This is a genomic window from Paenibacillus sp. RU5M, from assembly GCF_900221055.1.
Lineage (GTDB): Bacteria > Bacillota > Bacilli > Paenibacillales > Paenibacillaceae > Paenibacillus > Paenibacillus marchantiae.
Genome location: NZ_OBQM01000003.1, coordinates 525213 through 551022, shown reverse-complemented (window position 1 = coordinate 551022; position 25810 = coordinate 525213). Strand labels below are relative to the sequence as shown.

Here is a 25810-nt window from a genome sequence, read left to right as displayed (position 1 = left end):
AGTCCTATTTACAAAATTTTCTTTTGAAGGAGTGTTTACATGCATTTATCCAATCGAAGCGCCCGCTTCAGGCTCACCTCCATAACGGGGGCGTTCATGGCGTTTGTCCTATCCCTCAGTCTATGGGCACCCGCCGTGCAGGCCGAGACTGCACCTGCTGCGGTCAATGAAAAAGGGAAAGTGACAGCGCTGACAACGGAGTCCGCGACAGCCTTTCTGGATACATTTTTTGATTCCGCCGAAGCGAAAGCACAATATGTTGGTGCTTCCGTAGTCGTTGTCAAAGATGGAAAAGTCGTGGCAGAGAAAGGGTATGGATATTCCGATTTGGAGAGTAAAACGCCCGTTGATCCGAAAAATACCACCTTTCGTATCGCTTCGGTCTCCAAAACATTCACATCAGCCGCTGTCATGCAGCTCGTAGAGCAAGGCAAGGTGGATTTGAAGGCTGATTTCCAGACCTATGTGAAAGGACTGGATTTCGATAATCCTTTTGACAAACCTGTAACGGTAGAGAATCTGCTCACACACACCACCGGATTCGAGATTCGCGACCCGCAGCAGGAAGACATCCATGATGACTTTGACAAAAGTGTATCGATGGAGGATTATGCCAAGTTACATATGCCACCTGTCGTTCGAGAACCTGGTAGCGCCTACATGTACGACAACTTCTCCTTCCTGCTGCTTGGCATGATTGTGGAGAATGTAAGCGGCGAGCCTTTTGAATCGTATATGCAGCAGCATATCTTCAAACCTCTGGGTATGGATAACAGCAGTTTCTTGCTGAACGGCAAGTTCAAAAACCAACTTGCAACAGCCTATGATGCGGGCCATAATCCACTCGACCTGTACACCCTTTCCCCAACACCTATGCCTCAAGGCGGCATGCTCTCAACGGCAGAGGATATCGGGAATTTCATGATCGCTTTCCTGAATGATGGTGTGAAGGATAACGAACGTATTTGGAAAGAATCTACGGTAAAAAGCATGGAACAATACCGTTCTTCCATTCATCCGCTGCTACCCAATACCACTTATGGATTTGAAGCTGCTTTTCAGCTTCCGGGTGCAGGCAGCAGTTCCAAAATTATTACCAAAGCTGGCGACCTGATCGGATTCAGCTCTTATCTCTTCCTTATTCCTGAGCAAAACACCGGCGTTTTCCTTACTTACAACCAGACGGGAGCACTTCGTAATTTCTTCTACCCGGCCTTTATCCAGACGTTCTTCCCGCAATATGCGGAGCCCGTCAAATTCAAGGAATATACACCTCAATCAGCGGATGAGCTGCAACGCTTCGCTGGTCTATACGCGGATCTGCGACTGAGCACCATTGTCAGTTCCCTGAAAGATGGCGGGAAAGAACCCGGACAATTGAGCATTTCAGATGCTTTCATAGGCCCACGTAATCTGATCCAGGTTGAAGATCATCTCTTCAAGGATGAATTAACAGGCCAGTTCACGGCGTTTAAGGAAAATGCAGATGGAACCATCTACATGAAAGAACCTTATCTCAACCCGTTCGGATATGAGAAAAAAGGACAGAAACCCCAAGGCTTCCGGGATGTCCAGGCGAATAGTCCTTATGCTGAAGCCATCTATGGATTACAATCCCTTGGATACTATACAAATGATGCAAATGAAGCTTTTCAACCCAAAAATGCCGTTACACGGGCTGAATTCATTGAGGACGTCCTTAAAATGAGCGGGCTGAAAGCCAGCAAAACGACGCCACCTACGGATACCGACTGGGCAACTCACCCTGCTGCCGGTTACATTCAGCTAGGTTATGAATCCGGCATGATCGCGGGTGCCGATGAGAAACAGTTCAAACCAGATCAGGTCATCACACGTCAGGAAGCCATGGTGATGATCTGGAGAACCTTCCAGCTGAAATACCCGAACGAACTGTTCGAAGATGTGAAGCTGGCCGGACAGACGGATGTCTGGGCGGTGCCTGCGATCCAAATGATGGTCAAGTTGGGCATTCACGGCCCGGAAGTGAAGGTGCTGGAGGATGGGGCGGTTGACTTCCTCTCCCGCAAACCACTGATCCGCCAGGAAGAGGCAGCGATTATGTATAAATTGTTCACGCAGCCAACCGATAAAATCGTAGCTGAGTTGATGGCAAAACAGTCAAAAGCGGAGGCTTCCCCTGAAGACGAAAAACCTGCTGAAGATGCTTCGGCTGCACCTGCAACCGTGAATCCTGAATAAACTGAACACCAGATTGCAATAACAGTATTACTCTCGCACTCATAACATAAAAAATTAAACAGGCTTGTTCGAAGGAGGAGCTTCCTCCCTCTGAACAAGCCTGTTTTGGTTTGTACGCTGACCATTTGTAGCCGGAATGCTCTGCTGTCTTCCTCTTCTCCTATACCTCGCTTAACATGGAAGAGACATGTTGATTGCCATTCCGCTGGTCATATTTGTCTGCGGCCGCTTTGGCATATGCCGCAAAATAGTCGGCCAGTATACGCAAATCTCCTGAATCTCCTTCATAAGGGAATGAAGCGGGAAGCCGCAATCGGTATCCTGGAGATTCATCAGCCCAGCGGCGCAACAATTGTGCTGCTCTGGCATAGAACATCATTTTGGCAAACGGATCTTCATGGTCCATCGCGAGCACTATACTTTCTTCCAGTACATCGATGCCCTTCGCCGGGTTCGTGCGTGCAAGATAATCCATCTGCTCAGCAAAGCTCTGCACAAAATCATTATGTCCTTTGATCATGCGATAGCCTTTGGCCTGATGTTTGTCAGCTTCATCAATCTTGCCAAGTCGGTATAGTGGCATCAAAATCTCCGATAAGGTCAGGTGCGGAATTTCGGCACAACTCATTCTCCCTTTCAAAATGGGCTTCGCTGCTTCCAATACCTTCTCATCATCACCTGCCAATAACCAGTAGCGCATGATCTCGTCCTGCTCACAGGCTTCACAATCACTCATAAAGTCACGATCCATACTTCTGAACTTCGTATAACTGGTACCCGCCTCCTCCAGATCGCCAAGATCCATGGATATGCGGAATCGATAATACCAATACGAACGTTCACTGTACCCAAATGATTTGAAGCGACGTCCAAAGTCCTCCAGCAGCTCCATCATTTTATCGCGAGACACTTCCGGGAAGCTGGATAGTTCTCCCAAAATCCATTTATACGACCACATTAACGTTTCTTCGTCATAGCGTTCTGGCTCTTGATCAAACTTGCCCAGCTGCCAGGAAAAAGCAATCAGTGCTTTCATCGGATAACCGCAGAATGTCGCGGTCTCCACGATCTCTGAACGCGCTTCGTACGCTTCCTCCTCCATGCCATTCACATCGGCGACTCTTGCCGCTTCCTCTAGCATGCCAAGCTTCGCTGTTCCATTAGGCAGGCCATAGGCCTCATCCATCAAATCCTCAAAATCCATTTCGGTCTTCATCAGGCATCCCCCTTACGATCTGTATTCGCACGCAAACCCCAATCAATAAAACGAACGATGCCCTGATTCAGCACCTCAAGCTCCTGTCGATTCATCGCATAATGCCCCATCATTAATGCATTGACATACAACATCTCAATGGCAATGGGAGTCATTTGGGCATCCGGTGTAGTCAGGACCCGCTGAATAATTGGATTGCTGATGTTCAGGTACAGGGTCGAATAACCTGCGGAACTAATTCCGGATGACAATGATCCAAGGACGGAGGAGAATAATTCTGTACTCTCCTCACTTGCTTTTTCCAATGCACGCAGCGTGGAAGACTCCTGCGAGAGCGTGAACAGCACCGGCAAATCAGCTGGCTTGAAGCCCTTGACCTCTGCACGGCAGCGGAAACGTTGCAAAGCAGAGTCAGCAAGGCGCAAGGCATCATAATACTGATTCCGTTCAGCTGGTGGCACATCGGTGAAACTCATGGATACCTCATCCGGCTGCAACCGCTGCGTCTGTACATGCTGCACCACTTGTGGCAGCATTGTCATCAAATCGCTGTCGTAGATGTATCCACCGTTAATGACCAGCATCGATTGGGCTGACGCGACATGATGAATCTGGCGATACTCATCCACTGTGGTAGTGAAGTACAACGTCTCTCCCTCACTCATCAACTCGCCCAGTTCCCGATGACCACGGGTACTTTCAAATGGAAGCCAGCGGTGAATCATGGCATAGAACTCCTGATCCTGCACAGCCAGTGCCTTCATCGACAGCGCATGCAGGCGAATCAGCTTTTGCAGCCGTTCCGTCTGGCGCTCAGCCATGTCGGCCAATCCTTTACGAAGGGCATCGCCAAGTTCGGAGCGAACCTCTTCCAGCTTTTCATTTTCATAAAAATGTTCCCGTGAAGCTGTAGGTTGAAGCTCGTCTGTCCAGATAAGGCATTTCACGAAAAAGGCCCAATCCGGCAAAATATTCTCCGCCTTCTCCGAGATTAGCATCCGCTTCAGATACACCCGGTGAGAACGCTTGGCATTCAAATTAACTGCATGCGGAAGAACAAATGCGATGCCTCCTGTACGACCTGAAGCCGTCGTCAGTGGGATGAAATCCTGAAACTTCTCTCCCAGCAATCGTTCACCAAAAGCCAGCACTTCCGCTCTGCGTCCACGTGCAAGCCCAGGCTCCATCAACCAGATCGGTGACTCGCTATTGACGATATGTTGAACACCGTCACTATGCAGGATGACTGGATAAGGCAGCAGCGCTCCATAATAGAACAAGGCTTCTTTCACATATTCCGTTTCAAAATAATGCGCTGCGTCCGGCGTACAACGCAGATATACTTTCGTTCCAGGAGACAACTGTGTCTCCAATTGCCGAATCGTATACGTTCCATCGGGCTTACCCCGCCACTCCATCGAAGGTCCACCCTTCGCGGATTGCGTCAGCATGACGATTTCATGACTCACCATGAAACAGGACAATAATCCGATTCCGAATCGCCCGATAAACGAAGTCTCTCCATCCAGCAAGGCCTGCTGCCCACGCTTCGAGGATTGACCTATCATCGCGAGAAATTCATGGATATCGGCTTCTGTCAAACCAATGCCGTTATCCTCCACCATCATGGTCAACTGCTCGCCTGTTCCGGTCAGTTCCACACGTACTTCACCCTGGAATCCCGGTTCCGCTTCTGTTCGAGCTGTAATGGCATCGGTCGCATTCTGCATTAATTCACGTAAAAATACTTTAGGGCTGCTGTATAGATGGTTCGATAGAATCTGGATCATACCGCTTAGATTCACCTGGAAGCGATACTCATTGGATGCTGTCATTTCGCTCACCTTCCTCTGGTCCAAACACATCTGATGTTTCCTACTTGGAAGTGTTCATATGATGTGTTAGACGAAATAGTTATGTAATCACAAGAAATGAGGCGTTCCATTGGATGAATACGCCAAGTAACGACGTTAAACCGGCCTTGGCTAACCAAGACCGGCGTTAGATGAATATTCAGGCATTCATGATATGTAAGAGGCCTTAAGTCTAATTACCACGTTATGGATGGCAATGAAACGAGATATTGCATCCTTTTAACCAGAATACATGGTATAGACCACAGTGAAAACAAACCTGAGACCCGATTTCGCCGGACTTTAGGGTGAAGTTGCTGTTTGCGTTTGGGACTAAAGACGTATAATTTTTATTTTTCGGCCCTCCATTTGAACGATATATCTCATCTGGACGTATAATCTCCAAACTCAGATCGGACGGTGAATGTGCATGATTGAAGTTCGCAACATTTCTAAGCAATTTAAAGTGCATCAGGCACTGAACGATGTCAGCTTCACGGTTGAACAAGGCAGCGTTACCGGGTTGATCGGTCCTAACGGTTCGGGCAAAACCACCCTGATCCGCATCATGAACGGCGTTCTCGGCGCTTCGGGTGGGCAAGTGAGCATTAACGGCCTCGATCCCTTCCGTGAGACGGAGAACGTACTCGCCCTATGCGGCACATTAACCGAGCAGAGTGGATTGTATGAAAATATGAGTGGGCGTGACAACCTGATCTTTTTCGCTGAAGCTTTCGGTGTACAACATGCCAAAGCACGGATTGATGAGCTTGTGGATCTGTTCGAATTGCAGGAATATCAACATCGAAAAGTAGGTACCTACAGCACAGGCATGAAAAAACGCGTAGGTCTAGCGCGGGTGCTGCTGCACCGCCCCTCCATTCTCTTTCTGGATGAGCCAACCAATGGGCTTGACCCGGATGGGATTCAGATGGTCCTCCGAATCATCCGTCGGCTAAATCAAGAGGAACATATGACGATTCTGGTATCGTCTCATGTGTTATCCCAACTATCGGCCGTGTGTGATCGATATATTTTTATGGAAAAGGGGCGCAAGGTTGAGGAAGGTACGGAGCAGGAGATCATTAACCGATACCTGACCTCACCCCGGATTGAGGTTGAAGCGACCATGCCGAATGGCTGGCAGACGGTAACAGGGTATACACCGGAGATGGTTTCCGCCAACAAAGCCGTTTTTCAGCTTCAAACCCGTGAAGATATTCCGTTGTTACTGCGACAATTGAGTGAGCGTGGACAAGTCTATCAGGCCCGGATTACGGGCAGCGATCTGGAGAGTATTTATTTTGCCATTAGGGAGGCACATCATCATGAATAACCGACAAGCCATACGTGCACTTGTTCGTAAAGATATTCGAGCTATCACAGCCAGCGTGCAGCTTTGGTTGCCCATGTTGATCGTTCCGCTAGTTATCGGGATCATCATGCCTGGGATACTCATTTGGGCAGCCTCAAGGATGGAACTTGCTTCCCTCGGCAATATGAGCTTCCTGCTTGATACACTGGATAACCTAACCCATGCCGGGCGAATTCCGCAGCTTGCTTCGATGCCTACGGATAACCATCGTATTGTCTATTACCTGGCCTTGTACATGTTCGCACCCCTGTTTCTCATCATTCCGGTGATGGCATCCAGCATTCTGACGGCCAACAGTTTTGCAGGCGAGAAGGAGCGCAAGACTCTGGAAAGTCTTCTGTTCACTCCGATGAGTATGGATACGTTGTTTAAAGGCAAGGTGTTAGCTGCCCTTATTCCTTCCCTGCTGTTATCCTGGATTACCTTCATTATCTACGGAATCATTGCCAATATCCTGTTGTATCCCATGTTCGGGGCATGGATGTTTCCCAATCTGAACTGGATCATTCTGGTTCTATGGGTTGTTCCAACGTGCAGTCTTGTGGTCATTCTGTTAAATGTACTGATCTCGGCGAAGGTACGTGGATTTCAGGAGGCCTATCAACTCGGAGGACTGGTCGTTCTTCCATTGCTTGCGCTGATTGCTGGTCAGGCGAGCGGCATGCTGCTTATCAGTCCTCTCATGTTAATCCTGGTCGGAGCAGTACTTCTGCTCATCAGTTTCATTTTGCTTCGTCTGGTTACTTTGTGGAACAGTCGTCAACAGCTGGCTGAAAGTCAGATTTAGGCTGAATATGGTTGAATATAACGGCAGAAGATCTGATCTTCTGTCGTTTTTATCTGACTGAGATGTGTAACATATTTTCCATAGTTTACCGATATAACGTAAGGTGATAATGTGTTACTTACATACATAAAAAGAAGGGTGACGATTGATTTATGAACAAATGGTCTACACGTATGCATCGCACGGTTTGCACCTTGCTGCTGTTCACACTGATCACGGCAGCAGTGCTTGGAGGCGGAGCCAATGCTCATGCAGCTTCCCTCAGCCAAACTACGGTATATTATGAGTCCGATGGTGTATTGTACAAAGTATCCGGTGACGGAAGCGGAACTACAGAGGTATTGCTTGATTTTGAAGGAGATGGTCTGTCTGCGGCTGGAACCTATCTCTATTACACTCGTTCCGAGTCTTCCACAACGCTGCTTCGCGTTCCCAATGACGGTTCTAGTGATTCCGCTGAAACGTATGCGACAGATGTATTGAGCTACTTTACGGATAACGGGTTCATCTATTATATGGATTCCAAAGGAACGATCTATCGTGGAAATGGCAATAGCGAAGCTTCCGCTGCCACCAAAATTGCAGACAAAGCAGATACAGATTTCCCGCTGCTCGCCGTAACGAAAGGCCGTGTATATTATAACGGGCTCGTTAATGGAAACCCATGGATCGTTTCTAAGGCATCCAATGGAAGCGGAGCAGTGCAACGAATTGCTGCTGGTGCAGTAGAGAGTCGTTATTTTATGAACGTGGCCAAAAACGAACTGCAATTGATGGTGAACACTGACCCATACGAGCAGTACTACTCTACCAACGCCATTATCATGTACAAGGTAAACTACAATACAGGCAAAGGTACAGCAGTTAATCCCAAAGCAAAGCTGGATGTGAACGCTGTTTATGCTGGTGGCTGGGGCAACAATCTGTATGTGTACAACAAAGGCATCAAGCTGGATAGCAACAAGGATTATGATTATTCAACAGGCAAAGCCTTTGCATTAACCACTTCTGGCAAAACACTTCAGATTCATAGTAAGAGCATCCGGGAGGTCAATCCACTGGGTACGGATAAGGTTGTCGTTGTGGATGCAGACAAAAAGGCGTATGCCAAAACCATCGCCGGGAACAAGGTATCCAAATCTGCCAACCTGAATTTGAACAGTGTCACTTTCGTAACTGCTCAGTTGACCAACGGAACACCAACTATTGCATATCTATCCGGTACAAATGGTCTTTATTCCGTGAGCACAGCTCTCAAAGTAACCAAGCTTGCTGGAGAGGAATGGTCAACGTTCCAGCTTCATGACGATGTTCCGGGCATGTTCTACATCAACGCAAATGATCTCTATCGGCTGTATCATGTGCAAGCCAATGGCACAGGCAAAAAGGTGCTAAGCGACGTTTTCCTGGATGATATCCTGTTGGTCGTGCCAAACTAACCCACGCATGTGGGTATAGACTTATAGAGACTTATAGCTATCTCAACATTCTAGTTTCAAATATAGAGGATAACTCTAAAGCCATCACGGCTCTGGGTATCCTCTTTTTTTCATGTCCAAAACTATTTTTCAAAAACATCTTCTATATGAGAATGATAATTGTTATCATTAAGAAAATAAGACAAAAGGATGGTCCGTATGACTGAACAGCTTTCCTTCATTTCTGAAACCTCATCTCTACCGCTCCTCTCTTCCATGTGCCGTGTACGGCGCGGGGAGCATTTCCGTGTGCAGGGCAAGAGGGTGTCCCGGCCCATGCTCTGTCTTATTTTACAAGGAGACGGTATTCTGGTCTTGAACGATACAGTCTATACCGCCGAAGCCAATCAACTGTATGTTCTTAAGCCAGGAACAACGATTGAGGCGGCTGCACGCTCGGCTGTTACGGAGTTTATAATACTTAGCATGGATACGGTATGTTTGCAGCAAGTGCGTGGCCAATGGAAAATGTCCTCCTCTTCTGGTTTCCCGCTGGATTGGGAGACAGGCAGACTGATGGTTCGTCATGACCAACAAGCCAGAGCGCGAGTTAAACAATTGTATGAAGCCTACCGCGGCGTTCACCCCGATCACTTTATCAGTATACATAGCCAGCTGCACGAGCTTTTGCAGTATCTCTCGGAGAACCGGCTTGAAGAAAATTATGAGAAGGTCGATCCGGCGCTTGAACGCAGCATTATGTATATGAAAAGGTTCATGAGTGAAGGTATCAGCATGGATCAACTGGCCAAAATTGCCGGATTGACGCCAAGCTCCTATTCTCGCAGTTTCAAGAAAGCCAAGGGCATGTCACCTACCGAGTATCTGAATCGCTTACGGATTGACGAGGCCAAAAAACAGCTCAAGCAGGAAACATGTGTAATCAAAGACGTCGCCGTATCTGTTGGCTATGGCAATGAATATTATTTTAGCCGCAAATTCAAACAAACCTTGGGGATCGCACCCAGCCTATATATGAAAAAAGACCAAATTCGCGTGGCTACCGCGTCCAGAATGGGACTTCATGAGAACCTCTCTTCGCTCGGATTGTCTCCCGTAGCTGCAATGGACGGATTCCATGATCGGGAGCTTGATGAAGTCGAGCAGCAGCAGCGGCTATCCACACAATTGGAGAAATTACGTCAGGCCAAGCCGGACCTGATTATCGGTGACTTTTATCATCAACCCTTTTACGATAAGCTCAAAAGTATTGCACCTACGGTTATCATGGATCAGGCCCATGAATGGAAAGAAAATCATGTACGCTTGGCTGAACTGGTCGGACGGGAGCAGCAGGCCTTACAGAATTTCAAACAGCTTGAGCTTCGCAACCTTGATATCGGACTCCGTTTGAAGCATCATTTCGGGCAAGAACGTATTATGCTTATGCAGGTTACGAATCAGTCTATCCGGCTCCAGGAAAATATCGAGCATCCATTAAATCGCCTTATCTACGGTGAACTTGGACTGAACCCTGCACAGATCATATGTACAGACTTAATGACAGATGAGTATGCGGCAGATAGCATCCCCATGCTGGATACGGATCATCTGTTCATGAACCGCGTCTCCAATACTCCTGCCAGTGAGAAACTGCTTCGGCGTATGAAACAAACTACAGCCTGGAATCGATCTCCAGCCGTGTTGAAAGGTAACGTACACGATATATCCGATTGGTCTGTACGATCCTGGACCCCCAGCGGACGCCATCAGATCATGGACGAACTGGAACAGATCGTTCAGCAGCTTGTGACCTTATCACGTGTGGGATTAATCGGCCAATTGTAAAGCATGTGTTTTTCTTCATTATAAATGTACAAGTGCGTAACCCCCAAGACAAAAGAGCCCTCTCCAATTCGGAAAGGGCTCTTTGCTTTTGCTGTTATTAATGTTCCTTAATCTCTTCCTTCGGAACCAGTTTGTATATTTCTTCATCTTCCATGGTATCAATCAAGCGATCCAGCCATTTGTAGTAGGCCTCTGCTTGAAGCACCTTATGCTTGTCTTCCTTAAGAATGTGAAGAAGTTCAGCATCTGCTTGTTCATCCAGATCAGCAATCAAACGATTCAGTTCATCAACGGATTTGCGCAGTACCTGAAGGTTACTCTCCACGGCTTTTCTCCATTTAATCACAAAATAATCCGTAAACGTCTGATGCCAGTCATACTCCACTTCATATAGGTCTTTCCGGGAGCCTTTGCTCCATACTTTATTCACCATTTTTAGATCCAGCAGTGTACGTACGCCGGTACTCATGCTCGTTTTGCTCATTTCCATTTCCCGGCCCATATCGTCAAGGGTCATAGGTTTGTCTGCAAAAAAAAGCAATCCATATAAGTGTCCCGTGGACAGCGTAACGCCGTAGAGATCCATATTACGCCCAATGGCTTCAATGACGCGTTTACGGATCCTAAGAACGGTTGCCTGCTGTTCCTCTTGTAAATGGTCCAAGCTCATGCTTGCAACCTCCATTCTCAACATTCCCAGTCTCGGCAAAATAATTGCAACTGTTTAAGATCCGGCTTACATGGGAAAGTATCCGGCAGGACATCCTATATGCCAACAGGCTTTAGGTTACCCCATGTATTTCATGGGAGCTTGACCAAGTTGCAAACGCCTACGACTATCTTTTAACCAAAAAAAACTGCTTAGATTCAGCACATTTTCTATTGTAGAAAAAGCGATATCAAATGTAAAGGTGTCTTATTAGCCAGAATAAGGAGAATGACGGAGCATATGGACGGAAAACTTTGTACAGTTTTTACTGTACAAACATTATGTACTGTTTATTCGGTTGCTATACGGGTTAAGTATTGTTAGAATACAAAACGTTACCCAGAAAGACGGGAAGCGAAGCAACGATTACCGGATTTCGTGGCTGGGCGCACAAGTGTATGGGCTTGTGGATGCTGAAAGCCGTTCGAAGTGCACAACACATCAGAAGGGGTGAAAACATGACCATACTTGAAGTAAAAAATGTAAGTAAACTGTTTGGACCCCAAACCGAGCAAGGTCTACAATTACTGGAGCAAGGTTGGGGCAAAGAAAAGTTGGCCAAAGAAAAACAGATAACGGTTGGTGTCAACCGGGTCAACATGGAAATTCAGGAAGGTGAAATTTTCGTCATCATGGGACTGTCCGGAAGTGGTAAGTCTACACTTGTTCGAATGTTCAATCGTCTGATTGAACCGACATCGGGAGAGATTCTTGTCCATGGTAAAGATCTACGTAAGATGAACAAAGAACAATTGCGCGAAGTGCGTCGGAAAACGATCAGCATGGTATTCCAGAAGTTTGCGTTATTCCCGCACCGTACCGTTCTTGATAATGTGGAGTATGGACTCGAAGTTCAAAAGGTAGATAAAGATGAACGTCGGGAAAAAGCAAAAACGTCGCTTGAACTGGTTGGCCTTAAAGGCTGGGAAGACAAAATGCCGGATGAGCTGAGTGGCGGGATGCAGCAACGTGTAGGTTTGGCTCGTGCGCTGGCGAATGACCCGGAAGTCCTGTTAATGGATGAAGCATTCAGTGCACTTGATCCACTGATTCGTCGTGATATGCAGGATGAGCTGATTGAGCTTCAGGATAAAATGAAAAAGACCATTATTTTCATTACCCATGACTTGGACGAAGCGCTGCGCATCGGCGATCGTATTGCCCTCATGAAAGACGGCGCAGTCGTGCAGATCGGTACTCCGGAAGAAATCATGATTCAACCGGCCAACTCATATGTGGCCCGCTTCGTCGAAGACGTGGACTTGTCCAAGGTCCTTACCGCATCTCATGTTATGCGACGTCCTGAAACGATTACGCTTGACCGTGGTCCTCGTGTTGCCCTCGAATTAATGCGCGAACGTGGTATTTCCAACCTGTTTGTCATTGACCGTTCGAAGAAGCTGCTTGGTGTTATTACAGCAGAGGATGCAACCCGAGCAATGCGCGAAAACAAAGTGTTGAACGATATTCTGATTACGGATGGGCCGACTGTAGCGCCTGAAACCCTGATTCATGAATTGTTCGAAATTGTAAGTTCAGCCCATGTGCCGCTCGCTGTTGTTGGCGAAACCGGCCGTCTGCAAGGTGTTATCGTCCGCGGTGCCCTGCTTGGAGCACTAAGCGGTGAAGTTGCAGTAAAGGAGGAACTTGTGAATGATTCCCAAAATACCACTAGCATCGTGGATTGAAGCGATTGTTGACTGGATGAGCACCTCGCTCTCCGGATTATTTAAAGTCATTTCTGTTGTTATTCAGGAGGTTGTCGGATTTTTCTCCGGGCTGTTCATGCTCCCCCATCCGCTCCTGTTTATTGTAATACTCGGTGTATTGGCATATCTTGTTGGCCGAATACCACTGACCCTGTTTACAGTTATCGGTTTCTTGCTCGTAGATAACCTCGGATATTGGTCCCAATCGATGGATACTTTGGGCCTCGTTATTACGTCAGGATTAGTCTCCATTCTGCTTGGTGTTCCCATCGGTATCTGGCTCGCATACAGCAAAACTGCAGCCCGGATTATTACACCATTGCTTGACTTTATGCAGACCATGCCTGCATTTGTCTACTTGCTGCCAGCGGTAACCTTCTTCAGCCTTGGTGTGGTTCCCGGTGTTATCGCGTCCGTTATATTCGCGATTCCACCTACGATTCGCCTGACTCACCTCGGAATTAAGCAGGTATCTGGCGAACTGGTCGAAGCAGCGGATGCTTTTGGTTCTACGTCCATGCAAAAGTTGTTCAAAGTACAGCTTCCACTCGCATTGCCTACCGTAATGTCAGGGATTAACCAGACCATCATGCTGTCGCTGTCCATGGTTGTTATTGCTTCCATGATCGGTGCACAGGGTATTGGTGCGGAAGTCTATCGTGCGGTAACACAGTTGCAGATTGGTAAAGGTTTTGAAGCTGGTCTGGCTGTCGTGGTTCTTGCGATCGTACTTGACCGTTTCACTCAAAATCTGTTTATGCCAGGCCGTAAGAAAAGCTCACGCTTCTCAGCGAAACAAAAAGCCTGGATTACTGCTGCAGCCACATTTGTTGTGCTCGTAGCTGGTTTCTCACAATACTTTGTTGGCGGCAACAGTACTTCTGCCGGCGGTAACAACACTCCAGCGAATGCTGTAGGTGAAGAAGTCAAATATCAGATCATTGGTATTGATCCGGGTGCCGGAATTATGAAATCCGCTGCCAAAGCCATTGAAGATTATCATTTGACGGACTGGACCCTGATTGAAGGATCTGGTGCAGCGATGACCGCCACACTGGACAAAGCCATTAAAGCGGAAGAACCGATCATTATTACAGGCTGGACTCCACACTGGATGTTCAACAAATATGATCTAAAATATTTGGATGATCCCGAAAAATCTTTCGGTGATGCTGAAGAAATTCACACCATCGCACGTAAAGGCTTGAAAGGAGATCACCCGGTTGCTTATGAATTCCTGTCCCGTTTCCAATGGACATCAGATGAAATGGGCGAAATGATGAGTGCCATCCAAAATGGTACATCTCCAGAAGAAGCCGCAAAAGACTACGCTGAGAAACATGCAGACCAGATTGACGAATGGACCAAAGGTCTGACGCCAGTTAACGGTGATGCATTTAAACTTAGCTATGTAGCCTGGGATTCTGAGATTGCGAGTACTAACCTGTTGAAATATGTCATGGAAAGCAAACTTGGCTATAAAGTTAACGCCCTGCAAGTTGAAGCTGGACCTATGTGGACGGGTGTCGCCTCAGGCGACGTAGATGCCTCTCCAGCAGCTTGGCTGCCATTGACTCACGCTGACTACTGGGAACGTTACAAAGACCAGGTGGATGATCTGGGAGCCAACATGACCGGTGTACGCACAGGGCTCGTTGTTCCTGCATACATGACAGACGTTAATTCGATTGCAGATTTGGAAACAGGTGCTTCTTCCTCCACTCCATCGGCGAATGCCAATGTGGGAAATGAAGTGAATCACCAAATTATCGGTATCGATCCAGGTGCCGGAATTATGAAATCCACAGCGAGTGCCATTGAGAAATACGGTTTGTCTGACTGGAAACTGGTTGAAGGTTCAGGAGCCGCAATGACAGCTACGCTAGATAAAGCGGTTAAGAATAAGGAACCGGTTATCGTTACCGGTTGGACACCGCATTGGATGTTCAATGCATATGACCTGAAATACCTGGACGATCCGGAAGGCGTCTACGGTGAAGCAGAACAAATTCATACCATTGCCCGTAAAGGGTTAAAGGAAGACAAACCTGTCGCTTATGAATTCCTGGATCGCTTCTCCTGGACACCTGAGGATATGGGTGAAATCATGGTTGCCATTCAAAACGGAGAAGATCCCCAAAAAGCCGCAGCAGCTTTTGCAGAGAAGCATAGCGACAAAGTGGCTGAATGGACCAAAGGTCTGACCCCGGTGAATGGAGATTCCATTAAACTGAGTTACGTAGCCTGGGACTCCGAGATTGCAAGTACGAACTTGCTGGAGTACATCCTTAAAGAAAAACTGGGTTACAAAGTAACCTCTCTTCAAGTGGAAATCGGTCCAATGTGGACCGGCATTGCCAATGGTGATGTTGATGCAACTCCAGCTGCATGGTTGCCGCTCACCTCTGTAGATTATTTCAACAAATATAAGGATCAGATCGATGATCTCGGTCCAAATATGGACGGTGCCAAAACAGGTCTGGTTGTACCAACCTATATGGACATCAATTCCATTGAAGATTTAAAAGATAATTAAACCAGATTAAGATGGATAAACCTGAATTTAGCAAAAAGACCACCGAAAAAATTTCGGTGGTCTTTTTTAGTGTAACTTTTAATTGATTAGGTAAGCTAATGGGTTAAAGCTATCAGGTGTTTAAAGCTGTGAAACTGAATTATGTATTCAGACTCTACAAATTTCTTTTCTTTTTCTACGCTTACCCAATCAGCAACAATAATACGCCAATGGTAATCAGCACAATACCAAAAATCCCATACACCACTCTTGCACCCTGACGTCCAATGGTTTTCACAAAGAGACCTGCTCTAAAACTCTTCATAAACCAATCCCAATTATTGATTCCACCCAACAAACTGAAAATCCCTGCGGCAATAGCCAATAGTGCGATTAAAACCGGTTGATCTTGCATTTCAACACTCCTTCAATATAATCCTGTCTACTATACCTTCCTCTGGTAAAAATGAACAGTCATTAATTAGTAAAAAACAGCTTGCAGATGAAGGTCTGCAAGCTGTTCTCATTAGAGTATTGGCTTCCTTTTCATAGGAAGATTGACTAGTCTTATTACTTCGCCTGAAACTCACTCGCTGACATCAACAGGGTTACAACTTCAGCACGAGTTGCTTCAACGAGTGGATTAAACATGTTCTTGCCTGTACCTTTCACCAGTCCTGCATCATATGCAGCTGCGATATAAGGTACGGCCCATGCAGGTACTTTATTTGCATCTGCAAAGGTTAGTGTGGCATTCGATTTAACTGGAAGTCCGAGCGCTCTTACGAGCATAACCGTCATCTCTACACGGGATACTTTGCCGGATGCACGGAACGTCTCATCCGTATAGCCACTAATGATCCCTTGTTCTACAGCTTGAGCAATAAAGGATTGTGCCCATGCTGGAATTTTGGAAGCATCCTTAAACGTCAACGCCTTGCTGCTGGCTGGAAGTTCAAATGCTCTTGCCAGCATTACAATGAATTCGGCGCGTGTTGCCGGTCCATTTGGACGGAAATTACCGTCCTGATATCCATTCACAATTCCCCGGGAAATGGCTTGCTCAATGGCAACTGCTGCCCAGTGATTGCCGATATCTTTCAAAATCATACCCGGATTGGTTGGTGTAGTACCTCCTCCATTCCCATTCCCCGGAACGGAAGGTGTTGTAGGCGTGGTCGGAGTTGTTGGATCTGTTGGTGTTACAGGTGTGGTTGGTGTCGTTGTACCTCCACCACTATTACCACTGCCCGGATTGCTTCCGTTGCCATCCCCCGGAAGTGGAGCTCCCTTCAGATCGGTACTGCGTCCTTCCGTTGTCTGATTTACCGTACCTACACGGTCCAGATGTTCATGGAAGACTTCATAATCGACCAAGTTCAGTTCATAGTACCGGTTGTCATCCTTCGCCGCTCTCATGGACCGATAGAAGTCTCCACCGTTAGCCATAAACGAGTTCGTCGCTACGATGTAGTATGCGTTTGGATCGATGTCTGTGTACGTGCCATTGGCATTCTTAATCTGTACTTTGAGCACGCGTTGACCGACTTGGGTCACCGTATTGGTTATAGCGTCAACTTTCTCGCCCGGCTTCGTGGAATCATAGTAGAAACGCATGCCTGAAACTTGCGGGAAGCGCCCTTCGCCTGTTTCTACACCACTCACGCCATTTTCCAGCGCAGCCGTAATTTCCTTACCTGTCATTTTTAGCGCAGACAGGTTGTTTCCATTTGGCATCATTTTCAGCAATTGTTCCAGGGTGATGTCCCCCTCCTTGAACGATTCCCTAATGCCTCCACCATTTTGGATGGCGACATATCCTTTAACATTGTTTTCCTTCACAATAGATTTCACTTTCTCAAGCATGCCGTCTGCTACCATGTTACCGAGATTGGTTTCCTGCTTGCGCACACTGCCGCGTTCTCCGTCCAGGAATACATTTGTTTTACCGATAACTTCTTTTTTGAACTCAGCCAGAGGTTTCGCATAGCTTTCTAATTTCTTGGCTGCTTCCTTATCATCTTCGTAAACATACTTACCGGTGGCATCCTTCGCATCCAGGTTCAGCAATTTGCCGTTCCATGTTTTCAGTACACCTGCTTCGTTGAACGTTACATCCAGTTGACCCAGGGAAACGTCATATTCTCCTGTCTGTACGACCAGCGTCGGATCGGTGTGTGTATCTACAACCACCGGTTTGTTCAGAATTGTGTGTGAATGACCACCCACTGCGATGTCGATGCCTTCTACCGCTTCTGCTAGTTTCAGGTCTTCCGAGTAACCCAGATGCGTCAGTGCGATGATTTTGTTAATACCTTCATCTTGCAGCATGTTCACTGTCGCCTGCGCACTTGCTTTGTAATCCTTAAACTTCAGATCATCTCCCGGTGATGACAGGGATACGGTATCCGGTGTCGTCAAACCAAAGATTCCGACTTTCTCGCCGTTTACTTCCGTGATAATGGCCGGATAGATTTGGGAATTCTCACCTGGATTTCCGATGGTACTGTTGTACAAGCCACCCAAACTCGCATCCTTCGTATAGTCAATATTGGCACTCACAAATGGGAATTCTGCTTTTTCAATAAATTTCTTAAGTACGCTTGGGCCTTTATCAAACTCATGGTTTCCGAAGGTCATCGCATCGTATCCGATCATGTTCATGAACTCCAGATCCGCCAGACCGTTAAAGAGGTTAAAGTACAATGTACCCGAGAATACGTCCCCTGCATCCAGCACCAGGGTGTTATCATTGCGTGTTTCTTTAATAGCTGTTACGCGGCGCGGGATGTTATCCAAATGCGCGTGCGTATCATTGGTATGCAATACACGCAGGTTGAAGTCGCCCTCTTCTGCCGTGCTTCCAATGCTCAGCTGCGCGAGCAACGGATCATGGTCACTGACCCGACCATGGGAATCTTCGAAGTCAGCATTCACATGAACCGCTTCGATAGCCGCTGTTTCGGACAGATTTTTGCTCACCAGAATGTGATCCAGTGTCTGAGAGTTTCCGTCATAGATGTAGGAGTATCGCTTGTTCTCTGGCAGTTTGTTTACCAGATTGTCCAGCTTGTCTCCTGCAACAATGTTCAGCGTCTTGGAGAACTGGAAGTCATTGAAGTCTCCAAGTACAGCGACATTTACGTCAGGGTCTTTGTTAATTAATTCAGTTACAAAATCATTGACAATCGTTGCTTGCTGCGCACGCCGCACTTCACTGCTGCGGGTTGCAGGCTGGACATTACCAAATGGGGCTAAATCTCCACCCTTGGAATTGAAATGGTTAGCGATAACGACCACACGTTCACCGTTAAATTCAAATTCCGCAGCAAGCGGTTTTCTTGACGCTTCAAATGCAACATTATCCGGTTTAATTCGCCCTGGATTCAGCGACAGGTTTCCACTTGCATCAAGGGACAGTGCTGTTTTTGCCTCACCCTTGGTACCTGCTTTTAAGGATACTCGATTCGGATTGTACAGGAACCCTACACGAATGTTGCCTCCGGTTGCTCCACCATCCATGTTATTTAGCGGTGCAATATCGGTATACTGATAACTTGGTCCATTATTGCTTTTAATTGCATCCAGAAGCGTTTTGAAGCTCTCACTCGCAACTGTGTTTCCGCTATCTGTTGCGCCGTCGTTATCCTGAACTTCCATGATCCCTATAATATCAGGGCTTTTTAGATTGTTAACGATAATTTTACCGATTTTGTTTCCACGTGCTGCATCTTTTTTACTGAAGTTCTCTACGTTGAATGTAGCAATAGTCAACTTGTCTTGTTGTGATTCAATTGAGGTTGTTGCCTGTTTCAAACCACTGGATGTAATCAGAGGTAAATCGCCTTCCAAGGTGACCTTATAATTACCACTCGAATAAGAAATCACACCATTAATTGGGCCTGCAAATTTATCACCCGTGGTCACAGCTTGAGAAGGTTTTTTATTAATGAATAAGCGTTGAGGATTTAGAGAACTTTCAAACTCTCCAGCTCCATCTCTACGTAAGATTAGTCCTCCTGCCGGGGTCTGCAATGGATTATTAAGTTCGTTGTCTACCGTCACTGCTAATCCAGGATTGTAGGAATAAGGTCCAAGAATAGTAGCATTATCTAACTGAATACGCATGCCTTCCAGACTTTCATAGAAATCAATGGCATCCACGTCCGGGTTGAATTCGCTCAATCCATCCGAATCAATGACATTCGGTATTACGCGACCACCTTTTCCAATGATTACGGGTTGTGGCAATTCAACATTGGGTTGTTCCAACCTAATCTCAGAAGCTACAATTTCAGTGGTTGGCAAGTCTGTTGCGCTTGCTGCATACTCTTTCACCTTGCCGGCAACCTTTACCTGGTCCTTGACTTTCATTCCATGATCTTTCTTATAGATTAAAATCCCCTCAGAAGTTGCCGGATCTCCATCTTCCTGACCAGGAATGGATTGCATATAGAATGAATCTGCGTTAACTAGAGATGTAACAATCCCATCTACATTCTGTACATTCAATCCATCATAGATGGAATAATGGCCTGCCTCCTGAATTTCGTGAATACGTACACCATCAAGTCGATCCACCGCAGTATACTCAAAAGAAAAAATGGTGCTTACTCTGCTATCAGCAGTGGCAACAGCTTTAATGATTTGATCTTGATTAATCGTAATAGGCTGTGTGTATTCCGTTGAATTCACAGTTGGTTCAGAACCGTCCAGTGTATAGAAAATTTGGGCACCTACATAAGGGGAAGACAACGTAACTTCCGTTCCTTTTACAATACCACCGGAAGGTGTGCTCGCTGTTACGGAGAGCAAATCCTCCAGAATATCCGACGCCGTTCGAGGAATCAACTCCAGACCGTAAGTGGAATGGTACGTCAAGACTCCTGTCACTTTATGATAAGATTTGCCAACGGAGAGAGCAGACGGGCTGTTTTTGGCATAAATCAGCATTTCACCGCCATGTTCATCTGTCGCCGTGTAAGTGGGCGTGTTGCTTTTTGTCACTTGAATATTGTTTACTTCGACAAGCATCCCTTCATACTGCCCTCCAGAACCCTTACTCCCCCCCGCGCCAGAAGCAAAATGGGAAGAATTGAGTGGTACAGGTGAAGGTAGATCCTGTGACTTTTCGACAGTCCGAATATATCCACCCTGAAATCCCGATTTGCTTGCTTCAACCTGGATAAGGCCGTTGTAGATCGTAATTGGGCCGTAGACTTCAATTCGGTCTCCCACTTCCACACCAGAAGCATTACCGCGCACAACGATCCCGGCATCGTTAGCCTGAATATACAGATTGGATACACTTCCGGATAATTCGCTGTAAGTTACAATGCCTTGAACGGTAACGGTCGTATTTTCAATTGCTTTTCTTGCATCAGAGATGGAAATAGGGCTGTTGTCGATGATGGTGTAGTCAAAACTGATAACATCACTATTGTCGATCCCCTCTTTGGCTGCGTAGGTTTCAATGTGAGTTGCATCATTTACCGTGATGGGCACGGTGTAGGGAAGATAATCAACATCCGTATTCTGTTTGTAGTATACAGTTGCACCGACTGTGGTTGTTTCCAAGGCCACCTGGGTCCCTGTTGGAACAGCGCCGGAAGTAGGATTAGCTGTGACGTTTGCCACTTTAGTTACTGGAGTCTCATCGATCAGTTGGAAGGTTGTTGAAGAGGAGTCAATGTATTTGAGGCCAGGAAGAGAAAGATAGGAAGCTAACGTTCCATTGGTTATCCTGACTTTTTTACCAAACAGCTCGGGATTTTTATTTAATCCAAATATGTCACGTACGGAGGTATCACTGGGAATTTGAACAGACATAATCTTGCTTAAATCCCTTTCCCCTGGAGTATCGGCAAGTCCGAAATTACTTCCTCCACTAAACGGAGCTTCGGTTTGAAGTTGGTTTTTAGAATTATTGTTAAAGTACCCGATAACGTATCCTTCTACTGTCCCCGGTAGTCCATCATTGTTGCGAGCTATCGCCTGAGCAACCGTTAACGGCTCATCCGCCGCGGCTGCCTTACTGCTGAACAATCCGGCTGGAATGGCACCCGTGATGAGCAGGACCATGGCCAGGAACAACCTGAGCCACCTCTTCATTTGCAGAACATGCATCTTTTACCTACCTCCATGTTTTAAATTCATAATCATTTGTTCATGAAGCTTGTACATTAGTTCAAATATAAGATAACTGAACTTCTATTACGTGTAAACAATATTCTTTTTTAATGATATAAAATAGAACACAAACATCACAAAATTGATGACAAAAAATAAAAATAGGTAAAAAAGTACTACTTCACAGCTTTTATATGTCAGATTTATTACTTTTATAGTGAATTTCTGTGTATAAAAACCTATATTGAGTAACTTAAACTGACATAATAAAGATGTGGATCTCTGTATTCGACATATATTGCTAGATATCCCTATAGCCAATTCGCCTTAAAGCAATTTTGTTCAAGATATTTTCACAGCAAAACGATGCGACAGTCAGGGTTGACCATCGCATACGTCTCACTCGTTATGAAATCCTAAGTTAAGCCATACATTTCAACTTTGCTATATCCAGCCTAAAGTTTGTCCTATTTCAAGAAATAAGTTACTTCTTCACCGTGCTGTTATACTGCCCAATCTTGTCTGTAATTTGCTTCGCTGCTGCATCCAATACGTCTTGCGGTGTACCTTGTCCATTCAGAACTGTCTCGATCGCTCCTTCGACAATTTGACGGGCTTCGGGGAATACACCCATTACAGCCCCGGATGTTGCTGTCGAATCAGCGGAAGCGTGCAATTGGTCGACTGCTGTCTGGAATTGCGGGTACTTCGCCATATTATCCTTTAATACTTGCTCATCGTAGGCTGCTGTCGTAATAGGGAAGTATCCTGTCGCAACACTCCAGTTAGCTTGTACCTTAGGTGTAGCCAGGTACTTGATAAACTCCCAAGCGGCTTGCTGTTGAGCTTCGGATTTGTTGTTCATAATATACAAGCTTGCGCCACCAACAACGACGCCGCCTTCTTTGGCATCTGCTGGACGTGGCAGGAAGCCTGTTCCCAGCTCAAACTTGCCACCAGCACCCTCTACAATTTTGCGCAATCCAGCGGTGGAATCCAGCGTCATACCGATTTGCTGTGCGGTAAACGCAGCGGTCGTATCGTCAGTGCTGCGTCCCAGATTAGAGACGGTTTTCTCGTCCATCATCTTTTTCCACCATGTCAAAGTCTTCACACCAGCTTCAGAGTTCAGCATGGATTCAGTCGCTGCACCGGTTCTTCCGTTACCATTGTTTACATAATCTGCATTCTGGTTCGCAAAGAACTGTTCCATAAACCAGCCATAGATGGCCATGGATGCACCTGGTTTACCGTCTTTCGCCAGTGCTTTAGCTGCTTGCTCAAACTCTTCATATGTCTTAGGCGGGTTCTCCGGGTCCAAACCAGCAGCTTTGAACATATCTTTGTTGTAATACAGAATCGGGTTCGATGTGTTGAACGGCATCGCATTTAATTTGCCATCGATGGTGTAATAACGGATGATATTGGGCTCCAATTGGGACAGATCGAACTTATCTTTATCGATAAATTGCTGTACCGGCGTAATCATGCCCGAATCGATCATGAACTTGCTGCCGATCTCGTACACCTGGATAATATCCGGACCACTGTCCGATCCCATGGAAGCTTTGAGTTTGTTCAGGCTCTCATCATATTTCCCTTGATAGATTGCCTTCACCTGAATGTCCGGGTGACTTGCGTTGAAATCGGAAGCGAGTTGATTAATGGCTTTCTCCCCTGCACCCGACATCGAATGCCACCACGTCAGTTGTACCGGTTCAGCAGCTGCAGCATCTGCCTGCGCTCCGCCCGTTGTGCTTGTTGTTTCGGTTTTTCCGCCACAAGCGGACAATACCAGCATAAGTGCAGCCAACATCAATGCAAATGTTCCTCTTTTTTTCAAACGAAACCCGATCATAATCGCTCTCCTTTTTTTTGGGGCTCACTTCAAAATAAAACCTTGGAGATAACACGGAGTGGCCGTTACGGGTCCGAATCGTTCTTTCGATCGCTGTTATCCCCGGATTTTATTCAATTCCCTTCAAAGGGGAAAATCCGGGGATAAAGGCGAACGCTTCGCTTCTACAGAATCGATTTCGTTCCCTTCACTACTACCGTGGTATATCTTCTCAACATCTTATTTCAAGAGTGAGCCTTGTTTATTCGCTCCTGGGTATCCAAACCACTAACCCGTTAAATCCATACACTTTTAACTTAATCAACCCTTCAGGGCACCTGCTGCCATACCGCGGACAAGCTGTTTCAAGCCGAAGACCAGAAGCAGCAGCGACGGTAAAATAACAAGCGCTGTGCCGGCAAACACCAGATTCCATGCTGTGGATTCCTGGAACTCCAGCATCGAGATCCCGATCTGTACCGTTCTCATCTCTGGAGTATTTGTGACGAGCAGCGGCCACAGATAGGAGTTGTACATGCTCAGGAACGAATAGATTGCCAATGTTCCAAGTGCCGGGCGAGACAATGGCAGGACATGGGACACAAAATACCGGATATGCCCACAGCCATCGATCTTCGCTGCTTCAAACAGTTCCTTGGGCAGCTGCATGAAGAATTGTCTCAGCAGGAATGTACCGAACGCTGTTGCCAGGAACGGAATGGTCAGTCCCTGATACGTATCGAGCCAGCCCCAACTGCGCACCGTCAGATAGTTCGGGATCATGGTGACTTCCCAAGGAATCATCATCGTCGCCACAAACATGCTAAAGATGACGTTCTTGCCTTTAAACTCCATTTTCGCGAATGCATAGGCCGCCATACTCGCTGTAACAAGCTGACCAAGCATCGTCAGTCCTGCCACCAGGAATGTATTGCCGATAAACGAACCAATCGGAACGATATCGAATACTTCCGTGAAATTGGACAGGTCTATCGATTGCGGGATGATATGAGGCGGATACGCACTGGCATCCTCCGGCGTCATGACCGCCATGAAAAAGGTGTACAGCACCGGATACAGTACAAGTGCCGCACAGATTGTAAGCAACACATACAGCAATGTTTTGGTCCATGGTGTCCTCATTGGTAATGCACTTTCCTTTCCACCCATTTGAACTGAATCAGGGTCAGCAGCATAATGACCGCGAACAGGATAAGCGCCTGCGCACTGCCCGTCCCAAAGCGGAAATTAACAAAGGCTTCCTGATAGATGGAATATACGAATACATTGGTGCTGTCCATCGGGCCACCACGGGTTAGAATGTTGATTTGACCAAATGATTGGAACGCACCAATGATCGATACAACTGTGACGAAAAACAGGGTTGGCGACAGCAGTGGCATCGAGATTTTGCGAAAAGTAAGCAAAGGACCTGCGCCATCAATCTTCGCGCTCTCATAAATTTCATCCGGGATGCCCTGTAATCCGCTGGATAGAATAATGTAATTGAATCCGAGATTCATCCAAATCGTCATAATGGAGATCGATATTAAAGCCCAATCCGGGCTGGTCAGCCAGGGAATTGGATCGATCCCAACTTTTCCTAATAAATAATTCAGCATGCCCAAGGTCGGATGGAACAAAAACTTCCAGATGACCGCCGATGAACCGACAGACAATACCACGGGCAGAGAGAATACAAACTGGAATATACGCATTCCCTTGAAACGGTTGTGTGTTAATGCCGCTAGAATCAGAGCTGCTAGCATGCCGGTTGGCACGGTAAACAGGACAAATAGCAATGTCACTTTCATGCCTTGCAGGAACAGTCCGGACTGGAATACCGCCTTGAAATTGTCCAGTCCCACATAAGCTGCAATCTGTCCGGTAGGGTCAGTGGAATGCAGACTCAGGTACACCGACTTGAACATCGGATAAAACAGAAACACTGCAAATAAAAGCAGCGATGGTGCCAGGAAACCATAGGCCAGCATATTCTCCCGCATTCGCTGCACACGCAGCGAAGCTGTCCGGCGCTGACTTGTACTGGATACGCGCCGTCTGGCAGCAGGCAAGCCGATCCGGTTGTCAAGCTCACTCATCGGATTTTCTTCCCCCTTGATCTACGCATTCGGTGTGTGAACTTCATCACCCACATTATCTAGTGTAAAAGCCAACTGTCACAGCAGCATCC

The 25810-nt window shown here is 46.6% G+C and carries 15 protein-coding genes; 7 read left to right on the top strand and 8 right to left on the bottom strand.

Going from position 1 to position 25810, the window contains the following annotated elements:
* Positions 1-39 precede the first annotated feature (39 nt).
* Positions 40-2220, top strand: coding sequence for a serine hydrolase (locus tag CRO25_RS13040; protein ID WP_079695267.1), 2181 nt, complete (start codon positions 40-42; stop codon positions 2218-2220).
* A gap of 160 nt (positions 2221-2380) precedes the next feature.
* Here the strand turns inward: CRO25_RS13040 and CRO25_RS13035 are convergent, their stop codons facing one another.
* The gene (locus tag CRO25_RS13035; protein ID WP_079695266.1) at positions 2381-3436 is read right to left on the bottom strand and encodes a hypothetical protein; all 1056 of its coding nucleotides are present in this window, start codon (positions 3434-3436) and stop codon (positions 2381-2383) included.
* Positions 3436-5271: an HSP90 family protein gene (locus tag CRO25_RS13030; RefSeq protein WP_079695265.1), complete on the bottom strand. Its 1836-nt coding sequence runs from the start codon at positions 5269-5271 to the stop codon at positions 3436-3438. Before CRO25_RS13030 ends, CRO25_RS13035 begins: the two co-directional genes overlap by 1 nt.
* A gap of 448 nt (positions 5272-5719) precedes the next feature.
* On the opposite strand from CRO25_RS13030, the gene CRO25_RS13025 reads away from it, so the two are divergent.
* The 4 genes from CRO25_RS13025 (at position 5720) to CRO25_RS13010 (ending at position 10717) form a co-directional block, all read left to right on the top strand.
* Positions 5720-6625, top strand: a complete 906-nt coding sequence (locus tag CRO25_RS13025; protein ID WP_179132165.1) for an ABC transporter ATP-binding protein — start codon at positions 5720-5722, stop codon at positions 6623-6625.
* On the top strand, positions 6618-7451 hold the full coding sequence (locus CRO25_RS13020) for an ABC transporter permease subunit (protein ID WP_063564453.1): 834 nt from the start codon (positions 6618-6620) through the stop codon (positions 7449-7451). Before CRO25_RS13025 ends, CRO25_RS13020 begins: the two co-directional genes overlap by 8 nt.
* A 152-nt stretch (positions 7452-7603) precedes the next feature.
* The gene (locus CRO25_RS13015) at positions 7604-8890 is read left to right on the top strand and encodes a hypothetical protein (RefSeq protein ID WP_063564454.1); all 1287 of its coding nucleotides are present in this window, start codon (positions 7604-7606) and stop codon (positions 8888-8890) included.
* A gap of 198 nt (positions 8891-9088) precedes the next feature.
* Positions 9089-10717 (top strand): helix-turn-helix domain-containing protein, encoded by a 1629-nt coding sequence (locus tag CRO25_RS13010; RefSeq protein ID WP_179132164.1) that lies wholly within the window; start codon positions 9089-9091, stop codon positions 10715-10717.
* Between the two features lie 97 nt (positions 10718-10814).
* Here CRO25_RS13010 and CRO25_RS13005 read toward each other — a convergent pair whose 3' ends face one another.
* A complete protein-coding gene (locus CRO25_RS13005; RefSeq protein WP_063564456.1) occupies positions 10815-11387 on the bottom strand; it encodes a GbsR/MarR family transcriptional regulator in 573 nt (190 codons plus the stop codon).
* 497 nt (positions 11388-11884) lie between these two features.
* Here CRO25_RS13005 and CRO25_RS13000 point away from each other — a divergent pair, with 497 nt between their 5' ends.
* Positions 11885-13114, top strand: coding sequence for a glycine betaine/L-proline ABC transporter ATP-binding protein (locus CRO25_RS13000; RefSeq protein ID WP_063564457.1), 1230 nt, complete (start codon positions 11885-11887; stop codon positions 13112-13114).
* Positions 13080-15671 (top strand): glycine betaine ABC transporter substrate-binding protein, encoded by a 2592-nt coding sequence (locus tag CRO25_RS12995; protein WP_079695262.1) that lies wholly within the window; start codon positions 13080-13082, stop codon positions 15669-15671. The genes CRO25_RS13000 and CRO25_RS12995 overlap by 35 nt, the downstream gene beginning before the upstream one ends.
* Before the next feature lie 181 nt (positions 15672-15852).
* On the opposite strand, the gene CRO25_RS12990 is transcribed toward CRO25_RS12995, so the two are convergent.
* From CRO25_RS12990 to CRO25_RS12970, 5 genes are all read right to left on the bottom strand, one after another.
* Positions 15853-16065 carry an immunity 17 family protein gene (locus CRO25_RS12990; protein WP_064640044.1) on the bottom strand — a complete coding sequence of 71 codons (213 nt, stop codon included), beginning with the start codon at positions 16063-16065 and terminating at the stop codon, positions 15853-15855.
* 155 nt (positions 16066-16220) lie between these two features.
* Positions 16221-21776, bottom strand: a complete 5556-nt coding sequence (locus tag CRO25_RS12985; RefSeq protein WP_079695261.1) for an S-layer homology domain-containing protein — start codon at positions 21774-21776, stop codon at positions 16221-16223.
* 487 nt (positions 21777-22263) lie between these two features.
* Entirely contained in the window at positions 22264-23637 is a 1374-nt protein-coding gene (locus tag CRO25_RS12980; protein WP_063564461.1) for an ABC transporter substrate-binding protein, read from the bottom strand.
* A gap of 300 nt (positions 23638-23937) precedes the next feature.
* Positions 23938-24759: a carbohydrate ABC transporter permease gene (locus tag CRO25_RS12975; RefSeq protein WP_064640050.1), complete on the bottom strand. Its 822-nt coding sequence runs from the start codon at positions 24757-24759 to the stop codon at positions 23938-23940.
* Positions 24756-25718 (bottom strand): carbohydrate ABC transporter permease, encoded by a 963-nt coding sequence (locus tag CRO25_RS12970; protein ID WP_079695260.1) that lies wholly within the window; start codon positions 25716-25718, stop codon positions 24756-24758. The genes CRO25_RS12975 and CRO25_RS12970 overlap by 4 nt, the downstream gene beginning before the upstream one ends.
* Between the last annotated feature and the right edge of the window lie 92 nt (positions 25719-25810).

What these genes read in the sequence shown, in the direction of transcription:
- CRO25_RS12970 (WP_079695260.1), bottom strand. Translation starts at nt 25,718, where the DNA reads ATGAGTGAGCTTGACAACCGGATCGGCTTGCCTGCTGCCAGACGGCGC.
- CRO25_RS13025 (WP_179132165.1), top strand. Translation starts at nt 5,720, where the DNA reads ATGATTGAAGTTCGCAACATTTCTAAGCAATTTAAAGTGCATCAGGCA.
- CRO25_RS12990 (WP_064640044.1), bottom strand. Translation starts at nt 16,065, where the DNA reads ATGCAAGATCAACCGGTTTTAATCGCACTATTGGCTATTGCCGCAGGG.
- CRO25_RS13040 (WP_079695267.1), top strand. Translation starts at nt 40, where the DNA reads ATGCATTTATCCAATCGAAGCGCCCGCTTCAGGCTCACCTCCATAACG.
- CRO25_RS13010 (WP_179132164.1), top strand. Translation starts at nt 9,089, where the DNA reads ATGACTGAACAGCTTTCCTTCATTTCTGAAACCTCATCTCTACCGCTC.
- CRO25_RS13000 (WP_063564457.1), top strand. Translation starts at nt 11,885, where the DNA reads ATGACCATACTTGAAGTAAAAAATGTAAGTAAACTGTTTGGACCCCAA.
- CRO25_RS13030 (WP_079695265.1), bottom strand. Translation starts at nt 5,271, where the DNA reads ATGACAGCATCCAATGAGTATCGCTTCCAGGTGAATCTAAGCGGTATG.
- CRO25_RS12985 (WP_079695261.1), bottom strand. Translation starts at nt 21,776, where the DNA reads ATGCATGTTCTGCAAATGAAGAGGTGGCTCAGGTTGTTCCTGGCCATG.
- CRO25_RS13005 (WP_063564456.1), bottom strand. Translation starts at nt 11,387, where the DNA reads ATGAGCTTGGACCATTTACAAGAGGAACAGCAGGCAACCGTTCTTAGG.
- CRO25_RS13035 (WP_079695266.1), bottom strand. Translation starts at nt 3,436, where the DNA reads ATGAAGACCGAAATGGATTTTGAGGATTTGATGGATGAGGCCTATGGC.
- CRO25_RS13015 (WP_063564454.1), top strand. Translation starts at nt 7,604, where the DNA reads ATGAACAAATGGTCTACACGTATGCATCGCACGGTTTGCACCTTGCTG.
- CRO25_RS12975 (WP_064640050.1), bottom strand. Translation starts at nt 24,759, where the DNA reads ATGAGGACACCATGGACCAAAACATTGCTGTATGTGTTGCTTACAATC.
- CRO25_RS12980 (WP_063564461.1), bottom strand. Translation starts at nt 23,637, where the DNA reads ATGATCGGGTTTCGTTTGAAAAAAAGAGGAACATTTGCATTGATGTTG.
- CRO25_RS13020 (WP_063564453.1), top strand. Translation starts at nt 6,618, where the DNA reads ATGAATAACCGACAAGCCATACGTGCACTTGTTCGTAAAGATATTCGA.
- CRO25_RS12995 (WP_079695262.1), top strand. Translation starts at nt 13,080, where the DNA reads ATGATTCCCAAAATACCACTAGCATCGTGGATTGAAGCGATTGTTGAC.